This is a genomic window from Flavobacterium croceum DSM 17960 (assembly GCF_002917885.1).
GTDB lineage: Bacteria > Bacteroidota > Bacteroidia > Flavobacteriales > Flavobacteriaceae > Flavobacterium > Flavobacterium croceum.
In genome coordinates, this window is record NZ_PQNY01000001.1 from 171727 (window position 1) to 198260 (window position 26534).

Below are 26534 nucleotides of genomic sequence, written 5' to 3' on the forward strand. Positions count from 1 at the left end.
TTTTTTTATTTTAATAATTTTTTGCTTACCGTATTGCTAGAAATATAGCTGGCAATAAAACCTAAACTCACAATAGTAACCAAAACAATAACGATGTTTTGGATTGAAAAAACTACCGGATAGGGTAACGATTCTGTTATCATAATCCATTGGTATTTTTGTTGTGCATAAACAATTATGCCACCCAAAATAATGCCAACTATACCGCCAATAACACAAATACTTGTACCATAAATAAGAAAAATCTTTTTAATAGATTTTATTTCGGCACCTATAAAAAATAAGGTTTTTAAATTTTCTCTTTTATCTATAATAATCATAATTACAGAACCTACAAAAGCAAAAAGAATCATAATAAAAACCAATGTGAATATTAAATACAGCACAAAATTTTCGGTGTTGAGCATTCTGTAAAGCGTTTCGTTGAGTTGCGCTCTTGTTTTTACTTCGATAGTATTGCCAAAAATATTTTGTAGAGATGCTATGAAATTTTGTTCATTTTGAGCGTTTGATTTAATTTCGATAGCCGATATTTTATTATTTGAATACGAAAGAAGTTCTTGTGCTGTAGCCAAATCGCAGTACACATATTTAGAATCGAGTTCTTCGTTAATAGCATAAATACCAACAGGAAATAAATAACTTTTATTGAAAGCACCTTCAATATTATCGGCTATACTACCTTTGCCAGGTTTTGGTACAAACACTTCCAATGGGTTGTTGGTATCCATAATACCCAACGACATTTTGTATGCAATTCCGTAGCCCACTACAGCTTGCGAGGTTTGATTTTCCAACCATTGTCCGCTGTGAATTTTGCTTTGTATAGGATAACATAAGTTATATAAGCTATCTACCCCTTTTAAGTAAGCAACGTGCTCTTTTTCGTTGCAATAAAACAGCACACGTTCTTCTACTACTTTACTGTGATTTTTGTATCCTGCAATTGTTTTGAGTTGTTGTTCTTGCGCTACAGAGCACGATATAATTTTTCCTGTTTTTGGAACTATTTTATAATCGGGATCATAATCATTAGAAAAAGATAAAGAAAACTCTCGAAGACCACTAAAAACAGACAATACTACAAACAAAGCAGCGGCACCCACTACAATGCCTACCGATGCAATAAGCGTAATAATATTTATAGCATTATTGGAACTTTTGCTTTTTAAGTACCTTTTGGCTATGTAGTACGAGAAATTCAAACTAAGATTTTTTTCTTTTTTCTAAAAGGTCTCTGTTTTCTATTGGGTTTTCTTTATCACTTAAAGCACGATCTATTTTTTCGATATATTCTAATGAATCGTCTATATAAAACATCAAATTAGGCACCCTGCGCAATTGTTGTTTTACACGTTGCGCCAAATCGTGTTTTATAAGCGGTGTGTTTGTTTTAATGGCATTGAGTAGCTCTGGTGCTTTTTCGTTTGGAAAAATGCTTAGGTATACTTTTGCTATAGATAAATCTGTAGTAACATTTACTTTGGAAACAGAAATTATCAAATTGGTAATTCCGTTTTTACGAACTTCTCCTTGCAAAATATCTACCAAATCGTTTTGTAGCAAGCTACCTATTTTTTTCTGTCTATTTGTTTCCATGTTGCAAAAGTAACTAAAATTTAGTATATAGTAAACGCTACCTTACCCCCTAAAAAAACCGTTAGTTTTTAAGCTAACGGTTTTATTGTTCAAAATTATAAAGTTTCTTTTAACCATTTAAAAAATTCTCGTTGCCATACCAAAGCATTTTGGGGTTTAAGCACCCAGTGGTTTTCTTCTGGAAAATATAAAAACCTACTTTTTATACCCTTAAGTTGTGCTGCTTGAAAGGCTTCTTGCCCTTGCCCAATTGGTACACGATAGTCTTTTCCGCCTTGAATAATAAGTATAGGTGTATCCCAATTGTTTACAAAATTTATAGGATTAAATTGAGTGTAGGTTTTTTGCGCTACAGCGTTATCTTTTTCCCAATATGCTCCACCATGATCCCAATTGTTAAAGAAAACTTCTTCGGTAGTGCCATACATGCTTTGCAAATTGTAAACGCCACAATGAGAAATAAAAGTTTTAAAGCGTTTATTGTGTATACCTGCTAAATAAAACACAGAATATCCACCGTAGCTTGCTCCAATAGCTCCAAGCCTCGATTTATCTACATAATTCTCTTTACTCACATCGTCTATAGCGGCTAGGTAATCTTGCATTACTTGTCCTCCCCAATCTTTAGATATTTGCTCGTTCCATTCTTGCCCGTGCCCATACATACCTCTACGATTTGGAGCTACTATTATATAACCTTGTGATGCCATAAGCGAAAAATTCCAACGAAACGAATAGAATTGTGTTAGTGGACTTTGTGGGCCGCCTTGGCAGTATAAAAGAGTTGGGTATTTTTTATTTTTATCAAAATTTGGAGGCAATATTACCCAAACCAGCATTTTTTTACCATCGGTAGTGGTTACATAACGGCGCTCATATTTAGGTAATGCAATAGTAGTATAGAAATCGTCGTTGGTGTGCGAAAGTTGCAACCATGTTTTTTTCTTAGTATTAAAACTAAATATTTCTTGAGCATGGTTCATGTCGTTTCTCGTTAAAATAATAGTTTCTTTTGTAAACCCAACAATATCATTTACATCAAAATCGCCATTTGTAATTTGTTTTACAATAATGGCAATTTTTGTGAGTCCAGGAAAATTTACTTCAAAAAGTTGTTTTGTTCCATCAACAGCAGCCGTAAAATATATTTTTTTACCATCTGGACTCCACATAAAACTATCAACAGAATTGTCCCAATTGGCAGTCAAATTCATATCAATACCCTTAAACCGAACTATAATATCGTTTTTATCGGCCTCATAACCATCTCTTTTCATTTGCAACCATGTTAAATGGCCTTGTGGAGAAAATGCAGGGTTGGTATCGTAACCCAAATTGGATTCGGTTAAATTTTTGGTCGTTTTGGTTTCCAAATCATATTCATATAAATCGGTATTGGTAGAAACAGCATAAGCAGTACCCGATTTTTTTTTGCAAACATATATAATGCTTTTACCCGAAGGTGACCAAATGTAATCTTCTTCTCCGCCATGTGGTTTTTGTGGGCTATCATAAGGCTCACCTTGCATAATATCTATAGGTTGTGCCAAACGCACATTGTCTTTTGGTACTCCACCATAAAAAACATGGTTGTGTGTGCCATCATTCCAAGTATCCCAATGGCGGTAATCTAGTGCATCATAACGTTGCACATTAGATTTATCAAGTTCTGGATAATAGTCTTTACCCAACACTTTTTCTACTTTTACTTCTTGGCTAGAAAGCATCCATAAGCCATCTGGAGAGATATTTTTATCTTTTACTAAATCTTTTACGTCTGCAACTTCTGTGGCAACACCACCTGCAACAGGAACAGTATAAAATTTAGAGTTAGATTTATTTTCTTCTATAGAAGGTATAGAAACTTTATACACTACAGATTTTCCGTCTTTTGAAATACCCAGTGCGCTTACTCTGCCTAATTTCCAGAGTGTTTCGGGGGTTAAAACCTGTTGTGCAGATGCAGATATGCCCATACTACCAATAATTATAAATAAAAGTTTTTTCATTTTTAAAATATTTGCCATAAATGTACTAAATTTTTGAAAACAGTAAATCAATCAACAGAGCTATAGAGTTTGCTTTATAAATTATTAATTGATAAAAAATAATGAGGCATCACTACCTCATTATTTTTAAAAATTTATACGTGTTTTTATTATAGTGATTTTCTATTATCGTTAGAGTCGGTATCTATCAACTTGTTGTAGGGATCTACACCTACTTCGGTTGGTTTTTTATCGACCACTATTGTAAACGTATTTTGTATTTTGTTTACTTTTATCTTCTTTAAAAACAATGTTTTTTCTTTGGTAGGATCTTTTTTATCTTCATTGGCAAAAACTCCTAGCTCTATATAATCTTGCAAAGGCAACGACTCTATTTTGGTTTTTTTGTCGGTTTTATTTAGTACCAATGTTTTTCCTTGTTGGTTTTTAAAGATGCGTTTCCCTTGTTCATCGGCTTTATATTTAGACACATTAAATGTTATATCTACTTGATATTTTCCGTTGGCTAATTTTTTAGTTGTAGCGGTTTTTATCTTATTATCATACAAAGTTATGTTTTCAAACATGTCGGCAATGAGGTATTTTAAACTATCGGGAGTAGCCGTTTTTAGTTCTTGTACTAATTCTAAAGAACTGGTATACGGTGCATCTTGAAAAGCCATTTTGTTTATATAACTTTTTAAAGCGCTATTCATCGTTTTTTCGCTTATATAATCGCTTAGTGTATACAACACCAAAGAACCCTTGTTGTAATGAATATATTGCTGGTTTTCATTGTACATTAATGGTTTTTCTTTTTTTCCTTCAAAGGTTCTACCTTGTAAGTATTTATCTAAAGCATCTTTTAAAAACTTACGCATTTGATATTTACCGTATTGATGTTCTAATACTTTTAGCGAACTGTATTCTGATAAACTTTCAGACAACAAAGTAGCTCCTTGTACATTGGCTCCAATTACTTGATGAGCCCACCACTGATGTGCAGTTTCGTGCGAAGTTACCGAAAACGGATAATCAACCCCGTTTGAATCTGTATCATCTACTTGTGCTATAAAACCTATAGCTTCAGAAAACGGAATAGTATTGGCAAACGATTGTGCAAAAGTGCCCATATCTCTAGGAAATTCTACTATTCGTAATTGTTTAAATTGATATGGACTAAAGTTTGATGTATAATATTCAAGCGATTTTTTCATGCCTTTCATCATACGGTCTAAGTTATACTCGTGCCCTTTATGATAATAAATTTCTAGATTAATGCCTTTGTAAGTATCCTTTTTAACTTCATATCGTGCCGAATTAAAAGCATAGAAATTTAATATTTTTTTATCCATTTTATAATGGAAATAATTTCTATCGTTTTGCTGCCATTTTTTTTGCAAATACCCAGGCGCGATTGCCGTTTGGTCGCTCGATGTGCTTACAGTAGTTTCAAAGTTTATCCAATCGGAGTCGTTGCTTATATAAGTATTCATTCTAGCAATACTATCAGTAGCAAGAGGCATACGTTCTTTGGCTTTTAGCCCATATTTTTTACGGATATCGTCATCCATAATTTCTGACTGTGCATCATACCCAAAACTTGGAAAAATACTGTTGTTTAGAAACGTTCCGTTTTCTAATACTGGCGATTCGTTGTGAAACATTGAATTTGGTTTGTTGGAAACCTCAAAACGCATTTGTATAGAATCGCCTGGTTTTATTGGCTGTTCCAACTTGTAGATTTGAATTTTGTTGAGCGTGTCTTTAAGTACAAGTTTATTTTTTGTAGAAAATGAAAGCTTTGTTTTTAAACTATAACTTACAAACAATGTATCGATGTTTTTTTGCGTTTTATTTTTTAAAGTATATGTTCCTTCTGCTTTTAAGTTTCGTTGTTTTGGAAACAAATCTAGATTTACTTTTACATCTGTAATTCTTGGCTGAGGTGTTTTTTGGTATTTTTTGTAGGTTTTTTCCCAATTTACAGCCTCAAGCTCTAAATCTTTATCTGATTGGTATTTTTCTACCACATTATTTTGATAATATGCCGTAAAACCAAGCGCTAAAAACGCTATAAAACTTAACAATACAGGAAAAATAATTTTTTTATTCAATCTCGTTTTTGCCTCTGCAAAACGCTGTGGTAAAGATTTACCAACGCCTCGTACATAAAACAGTAAACTAATACCAAATAGTACAATGCCGAGTAAAAGCCAATACAATTTATAGAATAAATACAAGGTGAGGCTACTACCATAACCGTTCATGTCTGAATAATCGTATCCGGAATCTCTATTGAATTTTAAAAAAGTTTGTTCTACACCTATTGCCGAAAGGTATTTTATTCCTATAGATAATACCAATAGTATAAAAAAACCAAGCATGTAATTTTTAATAAGCGTATGTATAAATACAGCTAATAATGCCCAAATAATATAATGAATAAGTTTTAATGTAAGCAGTTCTTTTAGATACAAACCTATTTCAAAATGATAATATCCTTTTGAAATTTGGATAATTATTCCAGCCAACATAACAACCAATAAAAGCACGATTTGCATTTTTACAATAGCCAAAAAATGCGATAATTGAAAAACCCAATTGGGTGTAGGTGTGGTATCTACAATAGTACTCATGCGGGTTGTTCTACCTCTATGAATAAGCATTCCAGTAAATAAAAAAGTAAGAATGTTTATAAACAATCCAAACGTGTTTCCTGGTAATAAAAGCATTTGCCATGTTACAGGATAAGTAGAAGTGCCAAATATTTGACCTGTAGAGAGCGAAACTAAAAATATAAATAAAAACCCTACTAAAATTATACTTATAAAAACCCAATTTTTTACTATAAATTTAAAATCGTAGTTAGAAAGACCATTGGCGGTTTTCAGTTGATTTTTAAACGAATAATCAAAATTTACTTTAGGGAGATTTATTGTGGTAATTCCGCCAAAATTATTTTTAGTAACGCGTTGCTCATTTTTAGTTTTAAATAATGTAAGTGCAGTTTGGTTGAAAGAAAAGTATTTGTAGATTAATCCAAAAATTAGTAACGAAACACCCAACCAAATCAAACGATTGTATATAATAACCCCTTCAAAAGGAAGTAAATTTTCATTTTTTTCATAAACCGTCCAATATTTAGTAATATAGCTTAACGCATCACTACCAAACGGATCGAGCAAGGCTACTAAATATCTGTTATCTACATCATTGGTAAAACTACCAACAATACTTTGCACAAACAAAAGTATTAGTACGGTAATAAATCCAACTGAAATATTACGAGTAATAGTTACTACCGAAAATACAATTACGCCATAAAAAAATAAATTGGGCAGTATAAAAATTACATACGATTGCACATAAGCCATAAAACGTTGTGGCCCCAATAAATCTTCGTTTACAAAAGGCAAAAACGATGCTAGATAAGCACCAACGCCCATAAAAACAACAATAAGTGTTACTATAAAAAACGAACTAAAAAACTTGGCCAACAAATAGTTTGCTTTGGTAAAAGGATATGAAAACAATATAGTGTGCATATTGTATTTAAAATCTCTATATACAGAAGCGCCAATTATTGTAGGTAATAAAAAGTATAAAAACAAAGACAGTCCATTTAGCATATTATTTAATGCAATTGGTGAATTTGCATATTCATTGGAAGCAGTAGTAACTGTAAAACTATCAAAAACGCCTAGGCTACTTGCCATGATAAGCAATGAGAATAAAAAGAATATTCCCAAATAAATATAAAAACTCGGATTGGTTATCCAGCGTTTTACCTCAAACTTAAATATTGTAGCAAACATATTATTGATCAGATTTTAATGCTACAAAATATACATCTTCTAGTTGCGGGCTTGCCAATACAAAACTATCTTCTGGTTTTTCTGCACTGTGTACACGTATATTTAATGTATTGTCTTGGTTGTAATTTGAAGATATTACATTGTATTTTTGCTCGTATTCTTCTAGTTTTTCTCTTTCAACAATACGTGTCCAAATGGTTCCCTCTAGTTGTTGAGTTGCTTCTTTTGGAGTATTTCGAGCGAGTATTTTTCCGCCGTTTAATATAGCCATATCGTTACAGAGTTCTTTTACATCATCAACAATATGGGTAGAAAAAATTACAGTATGATTGGTTCCTATTTCTCTTAATACGTTTAAAAATCTGTGTCTTTCTGCTGGATCTAATCCTGCTGTAGGTTCATCAACAATAATGAGTTTTGGGTTATTGAGCAACAACTGTGCAATCCCAAATCTTTGCTTCATTCCTCCAGAATAGCCACTTACGTTTTTGTTGCGCACATCGTACAAATTGGTAATTTCAAGTACTTCTTTTACAATAGCGTTTCTATCATTTGCCGATGTAATTCCTTTTAATTTTGCAAAATAATGTAATAAATTTTGCGCCGACATATTTGGATAAACGCCAAATTCTTGCGGCAAATAACCAAGTAATTTACGAAGCTCCATTTGATTTTCGAGTACATTGATAGTATCAAAAAAAATTGTTCCCGAATCGGGTTGTTGAAGTGTGGCTATAGTGCGCATTAAAGAAGATTTTCCTGCGCCATTAGGGCCAAGAAGCCCAAACATTCCTGCGCCTATTTCAAGGTTTAGACTGTCTAATGCCTTTACACCATTGGAATACGTTTTACTTAATTGATTGATTATAAGTTTCATTAATCTTGGTTTTAGTTTCTAAATAAGTAGTTCATTTTAGCAATTAGTTACAAAAAAGCTCTAAAAATGAAACTGCCCCAAATAGTTTTTAAGTATTTGGGGCAGTTTGGGCAATTATAATTGCCTTTATAGCAGTATTATTATAAATCAAATTTTATACCTTGAGCCAAAGGTAAATTTGTAGTATAGTTAATGGTGTTTGTTTGACGACGCATGTATACTCTCCAAGCATCAGAGCCACTTTCTCTTCCGCCACCAGTTTCTTTTTCACCACCAAAAGCGCCACCTATTTCTGCCCCAGATGTACCAATGTTTACATTGGCAATACCACAATCTGACCCAGCGTGCGATAGAAACGCTTCTGCTTCTCGAAGATTATTGGTCATAATAGCCGAAGATAATCCTTGAGCAACACCATTTTGAATAGCTATAGCTTCATGCACATCGCCACTATATTTTAATAGATATAAAACAGGAGCAAAGGTTTCGTGTTGTACAATTTCAAAATGATTTTGAGCCTCTGCAATGGCAGGTTTTACATAACAACCACTTTCATACCCTTCGCCTTGAAGAACGCCTCCTTTTACAAGTATGTTGCCTCCTTCGGCTACTACTTTTTCGAGTGCTTTATTGTACATTTCAACAGCGTGAGTATCAATAAGAGGACCAACGTGGTTGTTTTGATCTAATGGATTTCCAATTCTAAGTTGCCCGTATGCAGATACTAGAGCTTCTTTTACTTTTTCATAAATACTTTCGTGAATGATTAATCTTCTGGTCGATGTACAACGTTGTCCAGCAGTACCAACAGCTCCAAATACTGCTCCTATTACGGTCATTTTTATATCGGCATCTGGCGTTACAATAATGGCGTTGTTTCCTCCCAATTCTAATAATGAATTTCCTAAACGTGCCGCACAAGCTTGAGCAACAATTTTACCCATTCTAGTAGAACCGGTAGCCGAAACTAGAGGAACTCTTTTATCATGAGTCATCATTTCGCCTACTTTGTAATCGCCATTTATTAAACATGAAATTCCTTCGGGTAAATTATTTTCTTTTAATACTTCGGCAATAATATTTTGACAAGCTACACCACAAAGAGGTGTTTTTTCGGATGGTTTCCAAACACAAACATCTCCACATATCCAAGCCAAAGCTGTATTCCAAGACCATACGGCTACTGGAAAGTTGAATGCTGAAATGATACCAACAATTCCGAGTGGATGGTATTGTTCATACATTCTGTGTCCTGGTCTTTCTGAATGCATGGTTAATCCATGAAGTTGTCTAGATAGGCCTACTGCAAAATCGCAAATGTCTATCATTTCTTGTACTTCGCCAAGACCTTCTTGGTATGATTTCCCCATTTCATACGAAACCAATTTTCCTAGCGGTTCTTTGTATTTGCGTAGTTTTTCGCCAAACTGACGTACAATTTCGCCTCGTTTTGGTGCAGGCATCAAGCGAAATGTTTTAAATGCTTCTGAGGCTGCTTGCATTACCTTTTCGTAATCTTGTGGTGTTGTGGTAGTAACCGATGCGACGAGCTTACCGTCTACGGGCGAAAAGCTATCTATTTTTTCGTTGCTTGAAAACCAGTTACTGCCTGTTGAGGTTCCTTGGTTTAAGGTTTTGATACCTAATATTTCTAAAGCTTCGGTCATGCCGAATTGTTGTGCAATTGATGACATTGTATTTTTTGGTTTGTTTTATTAATGATTTTACAAAAATAGTGGATTATTTTGAATTTTTGAACGTTTAGCCCAGATAGAAATGAAAAGCTTTTTGCTGTAGCTATTACTGTTTTTGTAGCGCATAAAAAGCGACCGCAAGGAAGCTCTTTTATTGGCTTACAAAAACTTATAGATATGCAAAAACTTGCAATGTATAGCTGGAAATTGCTTCTTAAAGAGGTTGTTATTTGGTATATTTTGGGTTTGTAGGCATTATTGTTCCACAGTGTTTACAGGTTCTGAGTTGTTCTGAATTGTAGAAGTGCTCAAAATGAGGTAGAAAATCTTTTTCTATATTGTGAAGTTCAAAATAGACTTCGTACAATTTGTGGTTACAGTGGTCGCAAAACCAAAGTAATCCATCTTTTAAGCCTAGATTTTCTCTTTTTCGTTCAATAACTAGCCCTATTGAATTTTCTGTTCGAGAGGGTGAGTGGGGTATTTTGGCGGGTAATAAAAACATATCGCCAGCTTTTAAGTGCATGGCTTTTTTTTGATGATTTTCTTGTATGTATACTGTAATTTCGCCTTGCAATTGATAAAACAATTCTTCGGTTTCGTTGTAATGATAGTCTTTACGAGCATTGGGTCCGCCAACAATCATAACGATGTAATCGCCAGAATGTATGTATAGGTTTTTATTGGCTACTGGTGGTTGAAGTAATTGTTTGTTTTCTTCAATCCATTGGGGTAAATTGAATGGTTTTGCTACAGACATAAACTTTGTTTTTTACGAAATTACATAAAAAAAGGCTAGCATTTGCTAACCTTAAATTGTTTTATTTTACTTCTTTTATGAGATAAATATATACAGGAAAGTGATCGCTAAAACCAGGTTCGGAAGGATTGTTTCTTAAAGGATATCCTTTGTATTGCCCTGTGGTTTGTATAAGATATGACTTGTTAAAAATACCAGCTTTCCAATATCTAAAAGAAGAATAATCTGCAAGAGTGAGTTGTTGGGATATCATAATTTGGTCAAAAATATCGCCTGCATCACGGTAAAATAATGTAGCATTACCATCTTTTGCCATTTGTTCAAATGGGTTGTAAATATCGCCTGCTTCTTTTAGTTCTGTTTTTTTGAGTTTAGCGCCAATGCCTTGTTTTACACTCTTATTGTAGCTACCATCATTAAGGTCGCCCATAGTAATAATTTTTGCATTTGGATTTATTTTTACCAAAGAATCTATTATTTTACGGTTTAAGGCTCCAGCAGCTTCTCTAAACGGAGAACTCTTTTTTTCTCCTCCAGAGCGAGAAGGCCAATGGTTTACAATAATATTTACTTCTTCGCCGTCTAAAAATCCTGTTACAAGAAGCTGATCACGTGTGTAAATTCTTCTAGAAGATTTGTCTTCTTCGGTTACATCGTCTGTGGCTTCACCTTTGTCTTTTTTATCTTCTTTTCCTTCTTGATCTTTGTATATTAATAAAGGAATATTGGTGTAACTTGTAGGTTTAAAGTGTTTTTTTTGATATAGTAACGCAACATCGATACCTCTTTTATCGGGCGAATCAAAATGAACAACACCATAATCACGAGCTAAAAGTTTTGGTTGTTTTATTAAATCTTCAAGTACTTTTCGGTTTTCAATCTCACAAGCACCAATAAGTGTAGGAGAGTTGTTTGGGTTTTCACCTGTACCAATTTCTGAAAGTACGCGCGAAAGGTTATCTAGTTTTTTTTGATATTTTTTTGATGTCCAATGCATATTTCCATTAGGAGTCCATTCTTCGTCGTTGGTAATAGGATCGTTTATAGTATCAAAAAGATTTTCAAAATTGTAAAAAGCAACGGTATGAATTTGGTATTTTTTGGTTTGTGCATTTGTATTCCAAATTAAGAATACTACAAAAAAAAGGGCAATTGATTTACTAATTTTCATAACAAGGGTATTATTTCTTTATTAAGTTTAAACAAACTTCACGCCAAAAGTAAATAATAATATTAAATATATGTACATTTGTAGGCTGATTTATTTTTAAAATAGATTGGTGTTTAAAAAATTAATATTAATATTTTTTTATGAAAAAACTAGTATTTTGTATTTTATTTACAATGACTTTGTTTTCAGGATTTTCACAATCGTATACTGGAATTTCTGGTACGGTAGTAGATTCTAAGACGCAAAAACCACTTAAAGATGTAGTGGCAACTATTCAAAACACGGTACTCACAGAAGTTACTAATGGTGAAGGTAAATTTTTATTCAAAGACGTTCCGGTAGGTTCGTATTTAGTAGCAATAAAAAGTGCTGGATACAAAGACCAACTTTTGGCTGTAGATGTTCAAAAACAAAAAGTTACAGACATTGGTAAAATTATTTTGGAAGAAGACATTACCCAAGAACAGCAACTAAGTTTGGTTACTATTACAGACAACGATTTGGGAGATGACAATAGTGGTTCTGAAAATACAGCTGGATTATTACAAGCATCAAGAGATGTTATTCAACAAGCTGCAGCATTCAATTGGGGACAAGCTCGTTTTAGACTAAGAGGTCTAAGTAATGAGTATGGAACTACTATGATAAATGGTGTTTCTATGAACAAAATTTATGATGGAAGACCACAATGGAGCAATTGGGGAGGGTTAAATGATGCTACTCGTAATCAAGAATTTACAATGGGTTCTTCACCTTCAGACTACACTTTTGGTGGTATATTGGGTACACAAGAAATAAATACAAGAGCTTCTATATATAGACCAGGTTCTAGAGTTTCTTTTTCAGGAACAAATACAAATTATAACTGGAGAGTTATGGGTACGCATGCTAGTGGAATGAGTAATGACGGATGGGCATTTGTAGTATCAGCATCTAGAAGATGGGCTCAAGAGGCTTATTTTGAAGGAACAAATTATAGTGCAAATTCACTTTTTGCAAGTGTAGAGAAAAAAATAAACGATAGACACTCTTTAAATTTTACTTCTATATATGCTGAAAATTTTAGAGGTAAAAGTTCTGCAAACACACAAGAAGTTACCGATTTAGCAGGAGTAGAGTACAACTCATATTGGGGTTGGCAAGATGGCAAAAAACGCAATTCAAGAATGAAAGATGTGGTAGAGCCTATATTAATGCTAAACCATTATTGGAAAATAAACGAAAAAACAAATCTTAATACAAGTATTACACATCAGTTTGGTAAAATAGGAAATAGCCGTTTAGACTATCAAAACGCAGATAATCCAGATCCTACTTATTACAGAAATTTACCAAGTTATTACACATCACTATATGACGGACTCGGTAATTACTTAGGAAATACACCAGAAAATTTAGCTTTAGCAAATTGGGCAAAACAAAACTTTTTAAACAATAAACAAATTGATTGGGAAGCTATGTATGCTGCTAATATGAATACAAGTGATGGACATAGTGCATATATATTGTATGAAGATCGTACTGATGATAAAACATGGACGGCTAATACTATTTTAAATTCACAATTATCAGATAATATTATACTTAATGCAGGAGCTAATTATAAACATTTAAGCTCACATAATTTCCAATATTTACAAGATTTACTTGGAGGTAAGTATTTTATGGATAAAGACACATTCCAATCTGGAAACGCACAAGAGTCTGACTTAAACAACCCGAATAGAGCTGTAGTTGTAGGCGATACTTTTGGATACAATTATAAACTATATGCAGATACATATAGCGCATTTACCCAATTTAAGTTTACCTATAAAAAGGCTGATTTTTATTTAGGACAAACCTTTAGTCGCTCTACATACCAAAGAGAAGGGCTTTACAAAAATGGACTTTACCCTACAAATTCTTTTGGAAAAAGCAGTAAGCTATCTTTTGAAAACTTTGGTTTTAAAGGAGGTTTAACTTACAAAATAACAGGTCGTCAATTCCTAAATTTTAATGGTGTATACATGACACAAGCACCTGCTCTAAGAAACGTATATCCATATGCAAGATTAAATAGTAATACCTTGTCAGAAATTGGTTCTGAAACAATTGCAAGTGCTGATGCAAGTTACATTATAAGAACTCCAAAATTCAAATCTAGAATAACAGGGTTCTATTCTAATGTAAAAAATGCAACCGAAACTTCATTCTTTTTTGGAGATGGTATTTTTGCAGATGAAGGAGGAGATGGAGGAGACGCTTTTGTAGCAGAAACAGTAACCAATATAGAAAAAAGAAATATGGGTGTAGAAGCAGGTGTAGAATATCAACTTACCTCTACCATTAAACTTTCTGGAAGCGCATCTTTTGGAGAATATATATACAACAACAATCCGCTAGTATTTTTAAATAATGATAATTTAGCTTCTGCAACAAATACAGCACCTGTAACCAATATGGGTACAGCAAAATTAAAAGGCTATCGTCAAAGTGGAACTCCTCAAGAAGCATACTCAGTAGGAATAGAATATAGAGACCCTCATTTTTGGTGGATTGGTGCAAACGCAAATTATCTAGCAAGTAATTATATGGATGTTTCTGCTTTACTTAGAACAGATAGATTTTTTACAAATCCAACAGACCCTTGGGGTTTACCTTTTGCTGAAGCTACAAGCGAAAGAGCATCTCAATTATTAGCACAAGAAAAGTTCGCCAACTTTTATTTAGTAAACCTTTCTGGAGGAAAATCTTGGAAAGTTAAAAATACTACTTTCGGATTTTTTGCTTCGATAAACAATGTATTAGATCAAGTATATAAAACTTCTGGATTTGAACAAGCTCGAAACTCAAACTTTAGAGAACTTAATCAAGATGTTTCTAGCGGTACTCCAGCATTTGGGCCTAAATATTTCTATGGTTATGGTAGAACTTATTTTGTAAACTTATACATCAACTTCTAAGAAATAAATATGAAAAAAATTAAATTAATTATTGCAATGAGCGGTTTAACCTTATTAGGATTTACGTCTTGCTCACCAGAAGAGGATATTAAAAATCCAGATTTTAACCCATTAATTTTTGGTGAAGATTTCTCAAAAAGCACAGAAGATGGTACAGCGCTTATAGCTCCAGGATGGATAAACTATAGTGAAGCAGGAACTTTACTTTGGAAACAAGGTTATCACAAAGTAACTCCTTCAAATATATACCAAGGATATGCAGTTTTTAATTCATATCAAAGCGGACAGGCATCAAACATAGGATGGTTAATTTCTCCAAAAATAGATTTAGATGCACAAGAAGGAGAAGTTTTACGATTTGAATGTGCTCAAGCCTACGTTAGTAGTGCTGCCAACTCTATAGAAGTCTTAATTTCTAATAATTTTGATGGTACAAACGTATTAGGAGCTACATGGACACCACTAGATTGTACATTGCCTACTACAAGTAGTGCATATTTCTACTTTACAGACTCAGGAGAAATTAATTTGTCTTCATATACTGGAAAAGTAAATATTGCTTTTAGAGTAAAAGGTTCTGGTACAAATACTAGTTTAGATGGCACATATCAAGTAGACAATATTAGAGTTTATAAAAAATAAAAACATGAAAAAATCAATATTTAAATTAGTTGCACTAGTACTTTTTTCAACTACACTTGGTAGTTGTGTTGATGAGAAATTCGGTACACCCGAAAATCCACTCAAAACGTACGAGCTAACAACAACAAAAACAGTTCTAGATATCACTTCTGCTGCAATTACTGTTCCTACAGAATACACACAAGATGATATTATTGAAGCTTATGTTACTTCTAGCGATGAAGGAGGTAATTTTTATAAATCAATTTCTTTCCAAACTTTGGCCGTAAGCCCAAATACACCTATTGGATTTAGTGTTCCTGTAAATGAAACGTCTTTATTTGCAAAAGGATTTACTCCAGGTAGAAAAATATACATTAAATTAAAAGGATTATATATTGCTAAAGTATATGGTTCTACACAAATTGGTGCATTATATGAAGGAACTATAGGCAGAATATCTGAAGATAAATGGCAAGAACATTTATTTCCATCATCTACAGTTGTTTCTGAAAGCAGTTTAGTAAGAACGTTATCATTTACAGCAGCTTTTGCAGATGCTAACCAAAATACATTAATAGATTTAGAGCCTGTTCAATTTGATGATAGTTCTTTAAATAGAACTTTATATGATGTTGATTCAGGAGGAGGAGCTACAAATCATACTGTTGTATCAACATCTGGAGGTACAGGTAAAATAGTAAGAATAAGTAGTTTTGCTCCATTCTCTGGAAATCAAGTTCCAAGTGGAAGCGGAACAATAAGAGGAGTACTTACTAAGTATAATGCTGATTTTCAGTATATGGTACGTTACATGAGCGATTTTCGTTTATCAAATGCTAGAATAGACGTGTTTCCTGCAATAGGCGGAACAGCTATCCAGTATTTAAACACCTTTACAGAAACGTTTGAAACTTATTCAGTAACATCTTCTGGAGCAGTATTTCCAAAATATATAAATGATGCATACGTAGGTTCTAGATATTGGGACATAAAAACATTCTCTTCCAATAAATATGCTCAAATGACAGCTTTTGGTGCTACAGGAGCTATAAAAACATATTTAATTGTACCAGCAGTTTTTACACCAGGATATAAATTTTCTTTTAAAACAAAAGATGGTTATAATAATGGAAATTGCTTAAAAGTTTACTACTCTACTTCTTATACACCAGGTTCTGACATTGGTACAACAAGTAAAGTAAATATTACCAATAATTTTGCAATTGCTTCTGGAACAACTTCAGGATATGCTACAAACTTTACAAATAGTGGAGATTTTGTAATTCCGAGTTCAGTAACAGGTAATGGATTCTTTATTTTTGAATACACAGGCAATGGAGCAGGAGGAGTAACTACTACCATTCAAATAGATGATGTAAAACTTATTCCATAACATATAATAGAGTATAGATTAAAAAGGATGTCTTTAAAAGAGACATCCTTTTTAATTTAAAATATTATTTTTATAAAAAAAACATTTTGCCTTTAGTAGAATTATATAATGTAAAAGAAAACACCATTGTATATTTTTGGAAAATTTCCGAAGATTACCATAGTCTTTTTCACGCAGTAGACCTAAAAAACGCATCGCTAGAGCGATTACAACACATGAAGTCTCAAGAGCATCAAAAAGGATTCTTAGCCGTGCGAATGATTTTACAACACATAGGTTATACAGACCATGATTTGTATTACGACAATCATGGAAAACCACATCTTTTAAATGGTAAGCATATTAGTATTTCGCATTCACATGAGTTTTCAGCTATAGCAATAAGCGATATAGCAATAGGATTAGATTTAGAAAAAATCAAAGAAAAAACACTCAAAATTGCACCAAGGTTTATGGATACAAGCCATCTTGCAAACCTTTCAATTGCAAACCAACTCATAAAAGCCACTGTAGTTTGGGGCATTAAAGAAACCGTTTTTAAAATTAAAAATGAAAAAGGAATAAGTTTTCCAAATCATATTGCAGAAGAACGTTTTACTATTGAAGACAAACATACTTTTGCGTATTTAAATTTTAAGAATACAACAGAAAAATTTGAAGTGTACTTTAATCAAATAGAAGACTATATCTTTGTATGCACATTTTTAGCATAAATAAAGTAAAAAGATACTATGGGTTCTATTTATCAAGAAATAATTCAAGCCAAAAACAACAACCAAAAACTTTTGGGAATACTACTAGATCCCGAAAAAATTAATACTCACAACATACAAGATTTAGTAAATACCATTCATACTTCGCCAGCAACTCATATTCTTGTAGGAGGTAGCACAATTCAAGATATTTCTTATCATGTAGAAAATATAGTTAGTATACTTAAAGCAAACACAAATTTGCCTATTTTGCTTTTTCCTGCCAATGTATTTCAGGTTTGTGTACAAGCCGATGCACTATTATATTTAATGTTATTATCGGGTAGAAACCCCGAGTATTTAATAGAACAACAAATAAAAGCAGTGCCCATTATTCAACAATCAAAAATAGAAGTTATTTCTACAGGTTATATTTTGGTAGATGGCGGTACAGAAACATCTACGATGAAAGTAACCCAAACCAAACCAATAAGCCAACAAGATTTAACAAGTATTGTACAAACAGCAGTAGCAGGTGAGTATATTGGCAACAAAATTATTTACTTGGAAGCGGGTAGTGGTGCCAAATTTAGGGTTTCAAATACTATTATCGAACATGTTGCGAGCCACGTGTCAATCCCGATACTTGTAGGCGGAGGCATTAAAACAAGTCAAGATATTGATGCAGCTTACAAGGCTGGTGCAGATATGGTTATTATTGGGACAGCTTTTGAAAACAACACATCTTTTTTTCACAACTTGGAGGTATGATAGAATTTTTATTTTCTCAATATAAAAACTATCCAAATTATCAAATAGCATTAGAAATTATCGCCATACTATTTGGATTGTTAAGTGTTTGGTTTGCAAAAAAAAATAATATTTTGGTTTATCCTACGGGTATAGTAAACACAGCAATTTATGTTTATTTATTGTATCAATGGAGCTTACTAGGCGACATGATGATTAATTTTTATTATGTAGTTATGAGTATTTATGGATGGTACAATTGGACAAAGAAAAATAATGATGAAGGAGCTACTTTTCCTATAGCTACCATGACCAAACAAGAATATAAAAACGCGATTATAGTTTTTGTTGCCACCATACTTTTTGTGTTGGCGGTTTATTGGTTTTTTGATAAATTTACACATTACACAGCCTACATAGACACATTTGTTACCGGAATTTTCTTGGTAGGTATGTGGCTTATGGCAAAACGAAAAATAGAAAACTGGATATTTTGGATTATTGGAGACCTAATTTCAATACCTATGTATTATGTAAAAGGGTATACCTTTACAAGTATTCAATATATAGTTTTTACAATAATTGCATTTGCAGCCTATAAAGAATGGAAGAAAAATTTAGTGAACTAGACATAAAATATATTCTACAAAGAGGGAACTCTTTAGAAAAAATAGAAAAACAGATTTTATTTTTTAAGCAAGGTGTTTCGAAAATAAATTTAGTAAAATCTGCTACAAAAAACGATGGAATTTGGGTTTTTGACCAAAAGGAAACTCAAAAATTGATAGATTATTTTGATAAACATAAACATAAGTATACCATAGAAAAGTTTGTTCCTGCTTCTGGAGCAGCTAGTAGAATGTTTAAGTTTTTATCAGAATTTATAACAACATATAATCCAGAAACAGAAACAATAAATGCTTACATAAATAAAACGAAGTCTAAAGATCTTTCGGTTTTTTTGGTAGGGCTAAAAAACTTTCCTTTTTATGAAGCACTAAAAGAAAAAACAAAACAAATATACCCCAATTACCTACAGGTAGACAAAGATGTAAAAGATTATCTACTCATCAAAACACTGTTAGATAAAAACTATTTTGACTATGCTTCAAAACCAAAAGCTATTTTGCCCTTTCATGTGCAAAACACCAAGGTAGTAACACCGATAGAAGAACAATTGGCAGAAACAGCCTATTATAAAGTTGCATCAAGAAAAACAAAACTTCATTTTACTATTTCTCCAGAGCATTTAGAATCTTTTCAAAGTATTACATCACAATACTCAGAATACGATATAAATTTTTCGTTTCAAGATCATGCAACAGACACGTTGGCAGTAAACTTAAACAATACACCGTTTCGTTTAGAAAACAACCAATTGCTTTTTAGACCAGGAGGACATGGTGCACTCATAGAAAACCTCAATACACTTCAGTCAGATATTATTTTTATAAAAAACATAGACAATGTATCGTTCAATCATTTTGATGATATTGTTAAGTACAAAAAATTATTAGGAGGCGTGCTGTTGCGTATGCAGTATTTGGTTTTTAACTATTTAAAAGTATTAGAAACCAATAATTTTTCTAAAGTTTCTATCGCCGAAATCATCACGTTTGTTCGTGAAAAACTCCAATTACCACTTCAAGAAGATTTTGAAATGTTTCAAACAGAGTTTCAAATAACCTCATTGTACAATCAACTTAACAAGCCAATTAGGGTGTGTGGTATGGTAAAAAACGAAGGAGAACCTGGTGGAGGCCCTTTTTGGGTAAAAGATGATAAAGGTAAAATATCGTTACAAATAGTTGAAACATCTCAAATCGATTTAAAAAACGAAAACCAAATAGAAATTGTAAAAAACGCAACCCATTTTAATCCAGTAGATTTGGTATGCGGTATTAAAGATTATAAAGGCAACAAATTTAATTTATCTCTTTTTATAGACGAAAATACAGGTTTTATTGTTGAAAAAAACAAGAACGGAAAGCCATTAAAAGCCTATGAACTACCTGGTTTATGGAATGGAGCTATGGCAAAATGGATTACCATTTTTGTTGAAGTTCCGCTTACAACATTCAACCCAGTAAAAACGGTAAACGATTTACTCAAACCTGCCCATCAACCTATTTTAAACGAATAAAAATGGACAAAGAATTGTTGCTTAACGAAATACAATACAAAGCTGTAAGAAGTAGTGGTGCAGGCGGACAAAATGTAAATAAAGTTGCATCAAAAGTCATTGCAAGTATTAATGTGTTTGAATCTAAAGCTTTTACAGATGAAGAAAAAGCTCATGTACTTCAAAAATTAAAAACTAAAATTTCACAAGAAGGTATTTTAGCTTTAAATGCAGAAACAGACAGAAGTCAGTTAAAAAACAAAGAAATTGTTACCCAAAAACTTATAGAACTCATACAAAAAGCCTTAATAATTCCCAAAAAGAGAAAACCAACAAACATTCCTACAGCCATAAACGAAAAACGAATTAAAGAGAAGAAAGCCAACGCAGAAACAAAACAAAATAGAAAGAAGCCAAATTTTTAAAAAATAATTATCTTTGCGTGTCTCATAGGGGTGCTTTGATAGTCAAGGCTGAGATTATACCCATAGAACCTAGAACAGGTAATGCTGTTTAGGGATTTTGTTTGCAAATGAGTTGCTTGCAAACTACAAAATTTATTTTTTAACCCAAAGAATAATTTACCCCCAGTTATTCGTAAAAACAATTTACGAATGGAACTTTTATTCAAAAAAACAAAAATGGTAGCTTTGGTAAGCACAATTACCTTTGCCGTATTTGCACAACAAACCAAAACACAAGACACGTTAAAACCAAAACAGCTTGAAGAAGTTATAATATCTTCTATACGAGTGAGTAAAAAAACGCCTGTAACTTTTTCAGACTTGAACCAAAAGGAAATCGCACCTCGAAATTTAGGTCAAGATATTCCTATTCTCATGAATTTTATGCCTTCTGTTGTTACCACTTCAGATGCCGGAAATGGTTTTGGATATACGGGCATACGCGTTCGTGGTAGCGATGCAACTAGAGTAAATGTTACCATAAACGGTATTGCGTACAATGATAGCGAAAGTAGCGGTACTTTTTTTGTAGATATGCCCGATTTTGCATCGTCACTACAAAGTTTACAATTACAGCGTGGAGTAGGAACTTCTACAAACGGATCGGGAGCATTTGGAGCAAGTTTAAATTTACTTACAGAAAGTTATAGTACTAAGGCTTATGGAGAAATAGCCAATTCTTTTGGTAGTTTCAATTCTCATAAACACACAGCAAAATTCAGCACAGGATTATTTTCAAAAAAGTTTGAAATTTCTGGTCGGTTATCTTGGTTAAAATCTGATGGATATATTCAAAGAGCGATCTCTAATTTAAAATCCTATTTTTTTCAATCTAATTATATAGGCGAAACAACCTTGCTAAAACTCTTAGTTTTTGGAGGAGCAGAACGAACCTATCAAGCATGGAACGGTATAGATGCCGATAAATTGCAAGAAGATAGAACCTATAATTACTCTGGATTGTATTTTGACGAAAATGGAAATCCACAGTTTTATAAAAACGAGGTAGACGACTATACACAACATCATATACAACTGCATTGGAACGAAAGACTAACAGACAATTGGCATACAAATTTTGCGTTACATTACACAAAAGGCAAAGGGTATTATGAAAATTTTAAAGAAGATGCTTCATACAACGGTTACAATCTTACGCCTCAAAATGGTAGTACTACAACAGATTTAGCAAGACAAAAATGGCTCAACAACGATTTTTATGGTCTAACGTTTTCCATTAATTATAAAAAAGAAGCTCTAGATTTTAGCGTTGGAGGCGCATACAATCAGTACAAAGGCAAACATTATGGGTTGGTAAATTGGGGCGTAGCTATTTTACCATCGGAAATTGGAAAACATTATTACGATTATTTTGGCAATAAAAATGATGGAAATATATATACAAAAACATATTATGCTATTTCAAAAAATTGGGGTGCATTTGTAGATTTACAATATAGAAACGTTACCTATAATGCCAATGGAATTGCAGCAACAGATGTACAAGATCAATTTCATTTCTTCAACCCAAAAGCAGGGATTAACTATTTGCTGGACAAGCAAAACACGTTTTATTTTTCTTATGCAAAAGCACATAGAGAACCCAATAGAAACGATTATGAAAACGGAACGGTAAAACCTGAAAAACTAAACGATTTTGAATTAGGTTGGCGTTGCACAAAAAACACTTTTTCTATAAATTGGAATTTGTATTATATGCTTTACAAAGACCAAATTTTGCTTACCGGTACAATAGACGATATTGGAAATCCTATTCGATTTAACACCGATAAAAGTTATAGATTTGGAACAGAAATAGATGCCAAAATTACCATTTCAAAACACATACAATGGTTGGCAAATACTACAATAAGTGCAAATAAAATACAATCTACTCAAAATAATTCAAGTTCAGACATTAGTTTTTCTCCCAATCTAATTGTAGGAAACCAACTTATTGTAAAACCTTTTTCAGCCTTTAAGTTAATGATGCTTAACAAATTTGTGGGTAACCAATACCTAAATAATGTAGAATCGCCACAAGCTAAATTAAACGACTATACTACTACAGACTTTAATGCCATATATACTTTTACACCAAAAATTTGGTTCGACACCATTACTATTTCGGGTTTGGTAAACAATGTTTTTGCAAAACAATATAGTTCCAATGGATATATGTGGGATATTTACCCGTACTATTACCCACAAGCAAAACGCAACTATTTACTAGGATTAACCTTGCGTTTTTAATTATAAACTCGAACTACCGTACCGATTACTTCGGTGCGGTATTCTTTAAGCGGATATTCTTTGCCTGGAGCAACACCTGTATACATATTGTAACTTGCATTATCACAAGGGCAAACAGCATTAGTGCTATTGTAAGTTAATGCAGAACAAGTCGTTATTTCTTGATTGGGGCACGAGCCATCGTAAGCTTTATAGCCACTACCTGTATTAAAGATAATAACACCTTTTACGGGCCCATTTACAGGATATACTTTTACAGCATTTCCAGGGTTTTGTAAACCAGAATATAAGGGTAAATTTTTATCAACATCCATACTAAAGCTATAGTTTGGAAGAAACGGATTGTTATTGTTGTATTTATCTTTATTACAAGAAACCAACACAACCAAAAAAGCAAGTATACAAACAATTTTTTTCATAGCACAAAATTTAAAATAAGTTGATTGTTTTCAATTAGAAAAAATCGATATTATTTTCAATTCAAAATTTATTTAATTAACTTTGACGTGTTAAAAGTAACAAAATTAAGTATTAAATAAATCCAAATGGAAAGAAATCCCGTACTAATGGGATTTTTTCTGTTTTTATATAAACGATGATATTATGAGTAAAGTATCTTATTACACAGCAGAGGGTTTAAAAAAATTAAAAGACGAGTTAGAACATTTAAAGTCTGTAGAAAGACCAAAAGCATCAGAAGCTATTGCAGAAGCTAGAGATAAAGGCGATTTATCTGAAAATGCAGAATACGATGCAGCCAAAGAAGCACAGGGTTTGTTGGAAATGAAAATTGCCAAAATGGAAGAGCTTTATGCCAACGCTCGATTAATAGATGAGTCTCAACTCGATGTTTCAAAAGTATTGGTTTTATCGCATGTAAAAATAAAAAATCAAGCCAATGGTATGGAAATGAAGTACACACTAGTGGCAGAAAGCGAAGCCGATTTAAAAACTGGAAAAATTTCTGTAACATCGCCTATTGGCAAAGGATTGCTTGGAAAATCAGTAGGAGAAATGGCAGAGATTACAGTACCAAACGGCACTCTTAAATTTGAGATTTTAGAAATTTCTAGAGATTAAATTATGGCTAGTATTTTTACAAAAATTATAAACGGAGAAATCCCTTGTTATAAAGTTGCCGAAGATGAAAACTTTTTTGCATTTTTAGATATAAACCCAAATGCAAAAGGGCATACGTTGTGTATTCCTAAAAGAGAAGTAAATAAAATTTTTGATCTCGAAGAAGAAGAGTACCTAGGCTTAATGGCTTTTTCAAGAAAAATAGCAAAAGCCTTAGAAAAATCGGTTTCTTGTAAACGTATAGGCATGGCAGTGGTTGGTTTGGAAGTACCTCATGTACACGTACATCTTATACCTTTGCAAGATATGGATGATATGCGTTTTCAACGAAAAACAACACTCACACCAGAAGAGTTTACTACGCTAGCCGAGCAAATTAAAGCAAACTTAGAATAATAATTCATATGAAAACACCCCAAAATAAGAACTTCTCTGAATTCTTATTTTGGGGTGTTTTCTATTCGTAAATCTTGATTATTGTTATACTATAGCAGGTTGTACCCATTTGAATTTTTCGGTTTCTTCGGGCAACACTAATCTTTCAGAAATTTTTGCCATTCTATCGGGTAATTTCATCAGAAAATCACGAGCTCTTTCAGCTTCATCGGTTAAACCCGATAACTTATTAATATCCCAAATCACATTTAACTTTTTCAAAATATCTACATAGTCTAAAGCTGTGTACACGCCCATTTTTTGTGCCGAATTTGAAAATGCATCAAACGCAGAACTTATTTTTTGTCCAGACTCTCGTAAAAAATGTGCAGGCATCGTTATTTTTAGCTTCATCATGTATTGAAAAGCCAACATCATTTCACTTGGATCTACTTTAAAAATTTGATTTACAAATTCACTATACGCCAAGTGGTGACGCATTTCATCGCCAGCTACCAAATTGCAAAGTTTAGAAAGTTTTTTATCGCCGTATTGCTTTGCAATTTTTGAAACTCTGCTGTGCGATATAAAAGTAGCTAGTTCTTGAAAACTTGTATAAACAAAGTTTTTATACGGATCTTTGCCTGTTCCTATATCAAACCCATCATTAATAAGATGGTGTGTAGTTTGCTCTACCTCTCGCATATTAACTCTTCCAGAAAGGTATAAATACTTGTTAAGCACATCGCCGTGTCGGTTTTCTTCGCCAGTCCATTGGCGTATCCATTTGCTCCACGAATTTCTTTCCAAATTTTTTACACCTTCTACCTCCATAAGCCAAGACTCGTAAGTTGGAAGTGCTTCTTCGGTAATGGTGTCGCCTACCATAACCACCCAAAAATCATAAGGTAAATCTTTAGCAATTTCTCGTAATTCTTTTACCTCTTCCAAAAAGTTTTCACTTTCAGAATTTGGAAGTAAATCAGAAGGTTGCCATATTTTTTCTACAGGAATTAAAAACTCATCGATAAATGAGTCTATTTTGTTTTCTAGAAATTGCATTACTTCTAGACGAATGTTTTTTATAGACATGTTACTTATTTTTAATATCGTTTACAATTACTTGTTCTGTTTTTTCAAACAAAGTTTCAAATTTATATTCAGAAACTGCCATAGCGTTGTGAATAGTATAGGTTATATGATTGCCCAATCCCATAGGAAATGAACCAAATTTTACCATTTTCCAAGAATTATTTATAGTGATTGGCACTACATAGGCAGATGGAGCATATTTGCACAAAATTTTAAGTCCGTTTTCTGAAAAACGCTTTGGTACACCCGTTTTGCTTCGAGTACCTTCCGGAAAAATAACTGCGGAACGCTTGTTTTTTTCTATATATTCGCCCAACCCCTTTATAGCAGGTAGTGCTTGTTTGGGGTCTTTTCTATCAATAAGAATAGAACCGCCATGATTTAAATTGAAAGAAACGCTAGGAATGCCTTTTCCAAGTTCTTTTTTACTTACAAATTTTGGATGAAAACGTCTCAAATACCATATAATTCCAACAATATCATACAAACTTTGATGATTGGCTACAAAAATAATTGGTACATTTTTTGGAATACTATCGATGTTTTTAAAGGTATATCTTGTGCCTAAAACATTCGTAGATTTTGTTAAACAAAAATTGAGATAATCTACGCTTTTTTTATGGGCCTGATAGCCAAAAACATAAAAACAAACCCACTGTATTGGATGAAAAATGAGCAATGATAATCCAAAAAAGATATAAAACAATACAGATAAGGGGTAAGAAATGATTTTTTCCATTAAAAATTTAAATAAACACAAAAGTAAGGTTTATTTTTTTATAAAATCAATAACAAAAAAGTGAACCAATAATTTGTTATTTTTACAAAAAATTAAAA

22 protein-coding genes are annotated in these 26534 nt (G+C 32.7%); 11 read left to right on the top strand and 11 right to left on the bottom strand.

Annotated elements, in window-relative coordinates; genetic code table 11:
* Positions 1-5: 5 nt before the first annotated feature.
* The 8 genes from Q361_RS00855 to Q361_RS00890 all read right to left on the bottom strand — a co-directional run bounded on the left by Q361_RS00855 (position 6) and on the right by Q361_RS00890 (position 11907).
* Complete coding sequence (locus Q361_RS00855) at positions 6-1205, bottom strand: ABC transporter permease (RefSeq protein ID WP_103724813.1); 1200 nt, start codon at positions 1203-1205, stop codon at positions 6-8.
* 1 nt (position 1206) lies between these two features.
* A complete protein-coding gene (gene rbfA / locus Q361_RS00860) occupies positions 1207-1599 on the bottom strand; it encodes a 30S ribosome-binding factor RbfA (RefSeq protein WP_103724814.1) in 393 nt (130 codons plus the stop codon).
* 95 nt (positions 1600-1694) lie between these two features.
* Positions 1695-3608 (bottom strand): S9 family peptidase, encoded by a 1914-nt coding sequence (locus Q361_RS00865; RefSeq protein WP_103724949.1) that lies wholly within the window; start codon positions 3606-3608, stop codon positions 1695-1697.
* A 149-nt stretch (positions 3609-3757) separates the two neighbouring features.
* A complete protein-coding gene (locus tag Q361_RS00870; RefSeq protein WP_103724815.1) occupies positions 3758-7405 on the bottom strand; it encodes an ABC transporter permease/M1 family aminopeptidase in 3648 nt (1215 codons plus the stop codon).
* Between the two features lies 1 nt (position 7406).
* Complete coding sequence (locus Q361_RS00875; RefSeq protein ID WP_103724816.1) at positions 7407-8282, bottom strand: ABC transporter ATP-binding protein; 876 nt, start codon at positions 8280-8282, stop codon at positions 7407-7409.
* 140 nt (positions 8283-8422) lie between these two features.
* Positions 8423-9976: an L-piperidine-6-carboxylate dehydrogenase gene (amaB, locus tag Q361_RS00880; protein WP_103724817.1), complete on the bottom strand. Its 1554-nt coding sequence runs from the start codon at positions 9974-9976 to the stop codon at positions 8423-8425.
* A 226-nt stretch (positions 9977-10202) separates the two neighbouring features.
* Positions 10203-10736 (bottom strand): 3-hydroxyanthranilate 3,4-dioxygenase, encoded by a 534-nt coding sequence (locus Q361_RS00885; RefSeq protein ID WP_103724818.1) that lies wholly within the window; start codon positions 10734-10736, stop codon positions 10203-10205.
* A 61-nt stretch (positions 10737-10797) separates the two neighbouring features.
* Positions 10798-11907 carry an endonuclease/exonuclease/phosphatase family protein gene (locus Q361_RS00890; protein WP_103724819.1) on the bottom strand — a complete coding sequence of 370 codons (1110 nt, stop codon included), beginning with the start codon at positions 11905-11907 and terminating at the stop codon, positions 10798-10800.
* A gap of 140 nt (positions 11908-12047) precedes the next feature.
* Here Q361_RS00890 and Q361_RS00895 point away from each other — a divergent pair, with 140 nt between their 5' ends.
* From Q361_RS00895 to Q361_RS00935, 9 genes are all read left to right on the top strand, one after another.
* Complete coding sequence (locus Q361_RS00895) at positions 12048-14852, top strand: TonB-dependent receptor (protein WP_103724820.1); 2805 nt, start codon at positions 12048-12050, stop codon at positions 14850-14852.
* Between the two features lie 9 nt (positions 14853-14861).
* The gene (locus Q361_RS00900) at positions 14862-15494 is read left to right on the top strand and encodes a choice-of-anchor J domain-containing protein (RefSeq protein ID WP_103724821.1); all 633 of its coding nucleotides are present in this window, start codon (positions 14862-14864) and stop codon (positions 15492-15494) included.
* Positions 15495-15498: 4 nt separating this feature from the next.
* Complete coding sequence (locus Q361_RS00905; RefSeq protein ID WP_103724822.1) at positions 15499-16869, top strand: DUF5689 domain-containing protein; 1371 nt, start codon at positions 15499-15501, stop codon at positions 16867-16869.
* An 86-nt stretch (positions 16870-16955) separates the two neighbouring features.
* The gene (locus Q361_RS00910; RefSeq protein ID WP_103724823.1) at positions 16956-17582 is read left to right on the top strand and encodes a 4'-phosphopantetheinyl transferase family protein; all 627 of its coding nucleotides are present in this window, start codon (positions 16956-16958) and stop codon (positions 17580-17582) included.
* Positions 17583-17600: 18 nt separating this feature from the next.
* Positions 17601-18332, top strand: a complete 732-nt coding sequence (locus tag Q361_RS00915; RefSeq protein WP_103724824.1) for a geranylgeranylglyceryl/heptaprenylglyceryl phosphate synthase — start codon at positions 17601-17603, stop codon at positions 18330-18332.
* Positions 18329-18940, top strand: coding sequence for a nicotinamide riboside transporter PnuC (pnuC, locus tag Q361_RS00920; protein WP_103724825.1), 612 nt, complete (start codon positions 18329-18331; stop codon positions 18938-18940). The genes Q361_RS00915 and pnuC overlap by 4 nt, the downstream gene beginning before the upstream one ends.
* Positions 18916-20454 (top strand): DUF4301 family protein, encoded by a 1539-nt coding sequence (locus Q361_RS00925; protein WP_103724826.1) that lies wholly within the window; start codon positions 18916-18918, stop codon positions 20452-20454. The genes pnuC and Q361_RS00925 overlap by 25 nt, the downstream gene beginning before the upstream one ends.
* Positions 20455-20456: 2 nt before the next feature.
* A complete protein-coding gene (gene arfB, locus Q361_RS00930; protein ID WP_103724827.1) occupies positions 20457-20858 on the top strand; it encodes an alternative ribosome rescue aminoacyl-tRNA hydrolase ArfB in 402 nt (133 codons plus the stop codon).
* 189 nt (positions 20859-21047) lie between these two features.
* Positions 21048-23150: a TonB-dependent receptor gene (locus tag Q361_RS00935; protein WP_103724828.1), complete on the top strand. Its 2103-nt coding sequence runs from the start codon at positions 21048-21050 to the stop codon at positions 23148-23150.
* Here the strand turns inward: Q361_RS00935 and Q361_RS00940 are convergent.
* Complete coding sequence (locus Q361_RS00940) at positions 23147-23569, bottom strand: Rieske (2Fe-2S) protein (RefSeq protein WP_103724829.1); 423 nt, start codon at positions 23567-23569, stop codon at positions 23147-23149. The genes Q361_RS00935 and Q361_RS00940 overlap by 4 nt on opposite strands.
* 184 nt (positions 23570-23753) lie before the next feature.
* Here Q361_RS00940 and greA point away from each other — a divergent pair, with 184 nt between their 5' ends.
* A complete protein-coding gene (gene greA, locus Q361_RS00945) occupies positions 23754-24230 on the top strand; it encodes a transcription elongation factor GreA (protein ID WP_103724830.1) in 477 nt (158 codons plus the stop codon).
* Positions 24231-24233: 3 nt separating this feature from the next.
* A complete protein-coding gene (locus Q361_RS00950) occupies positions 24234-24626 on the top strand; it encodes an HIT family protein (protein ID WP_103724831.1) in 393 nt (130 codons plus the stop codon).
* 84 nt (positions 24627-24710) lie between these two features.
* Here Q361_RS00950 and Q361_RS00955 read toward each other — a convergent pair whose 3' ends face one another.
* Positions 24711-25697 (bottom strand): acyl-ACP desaturase, encoded by a 987-nt coding sequence (locus Q361_RS00955; protein ID WP_103724832.1) that lies wholly within the window; start codon positions 25695-25697, stop codon positions 24711-24713.
* Position 25698: 1 nt separating this feature from the next.
* Positions 25699-26436 (bottom strand): lysophospholipid acyltransferase family protein, encoded by a 738-nt coding sequence (locus Q361_RS00960; protein WP_103724833.1) that lies wholly within the window; start codon positions 26434-26436, stop codon positions 25699-25701.
* Positions 26437-26534: the final 98 nt, after the last annotated feature.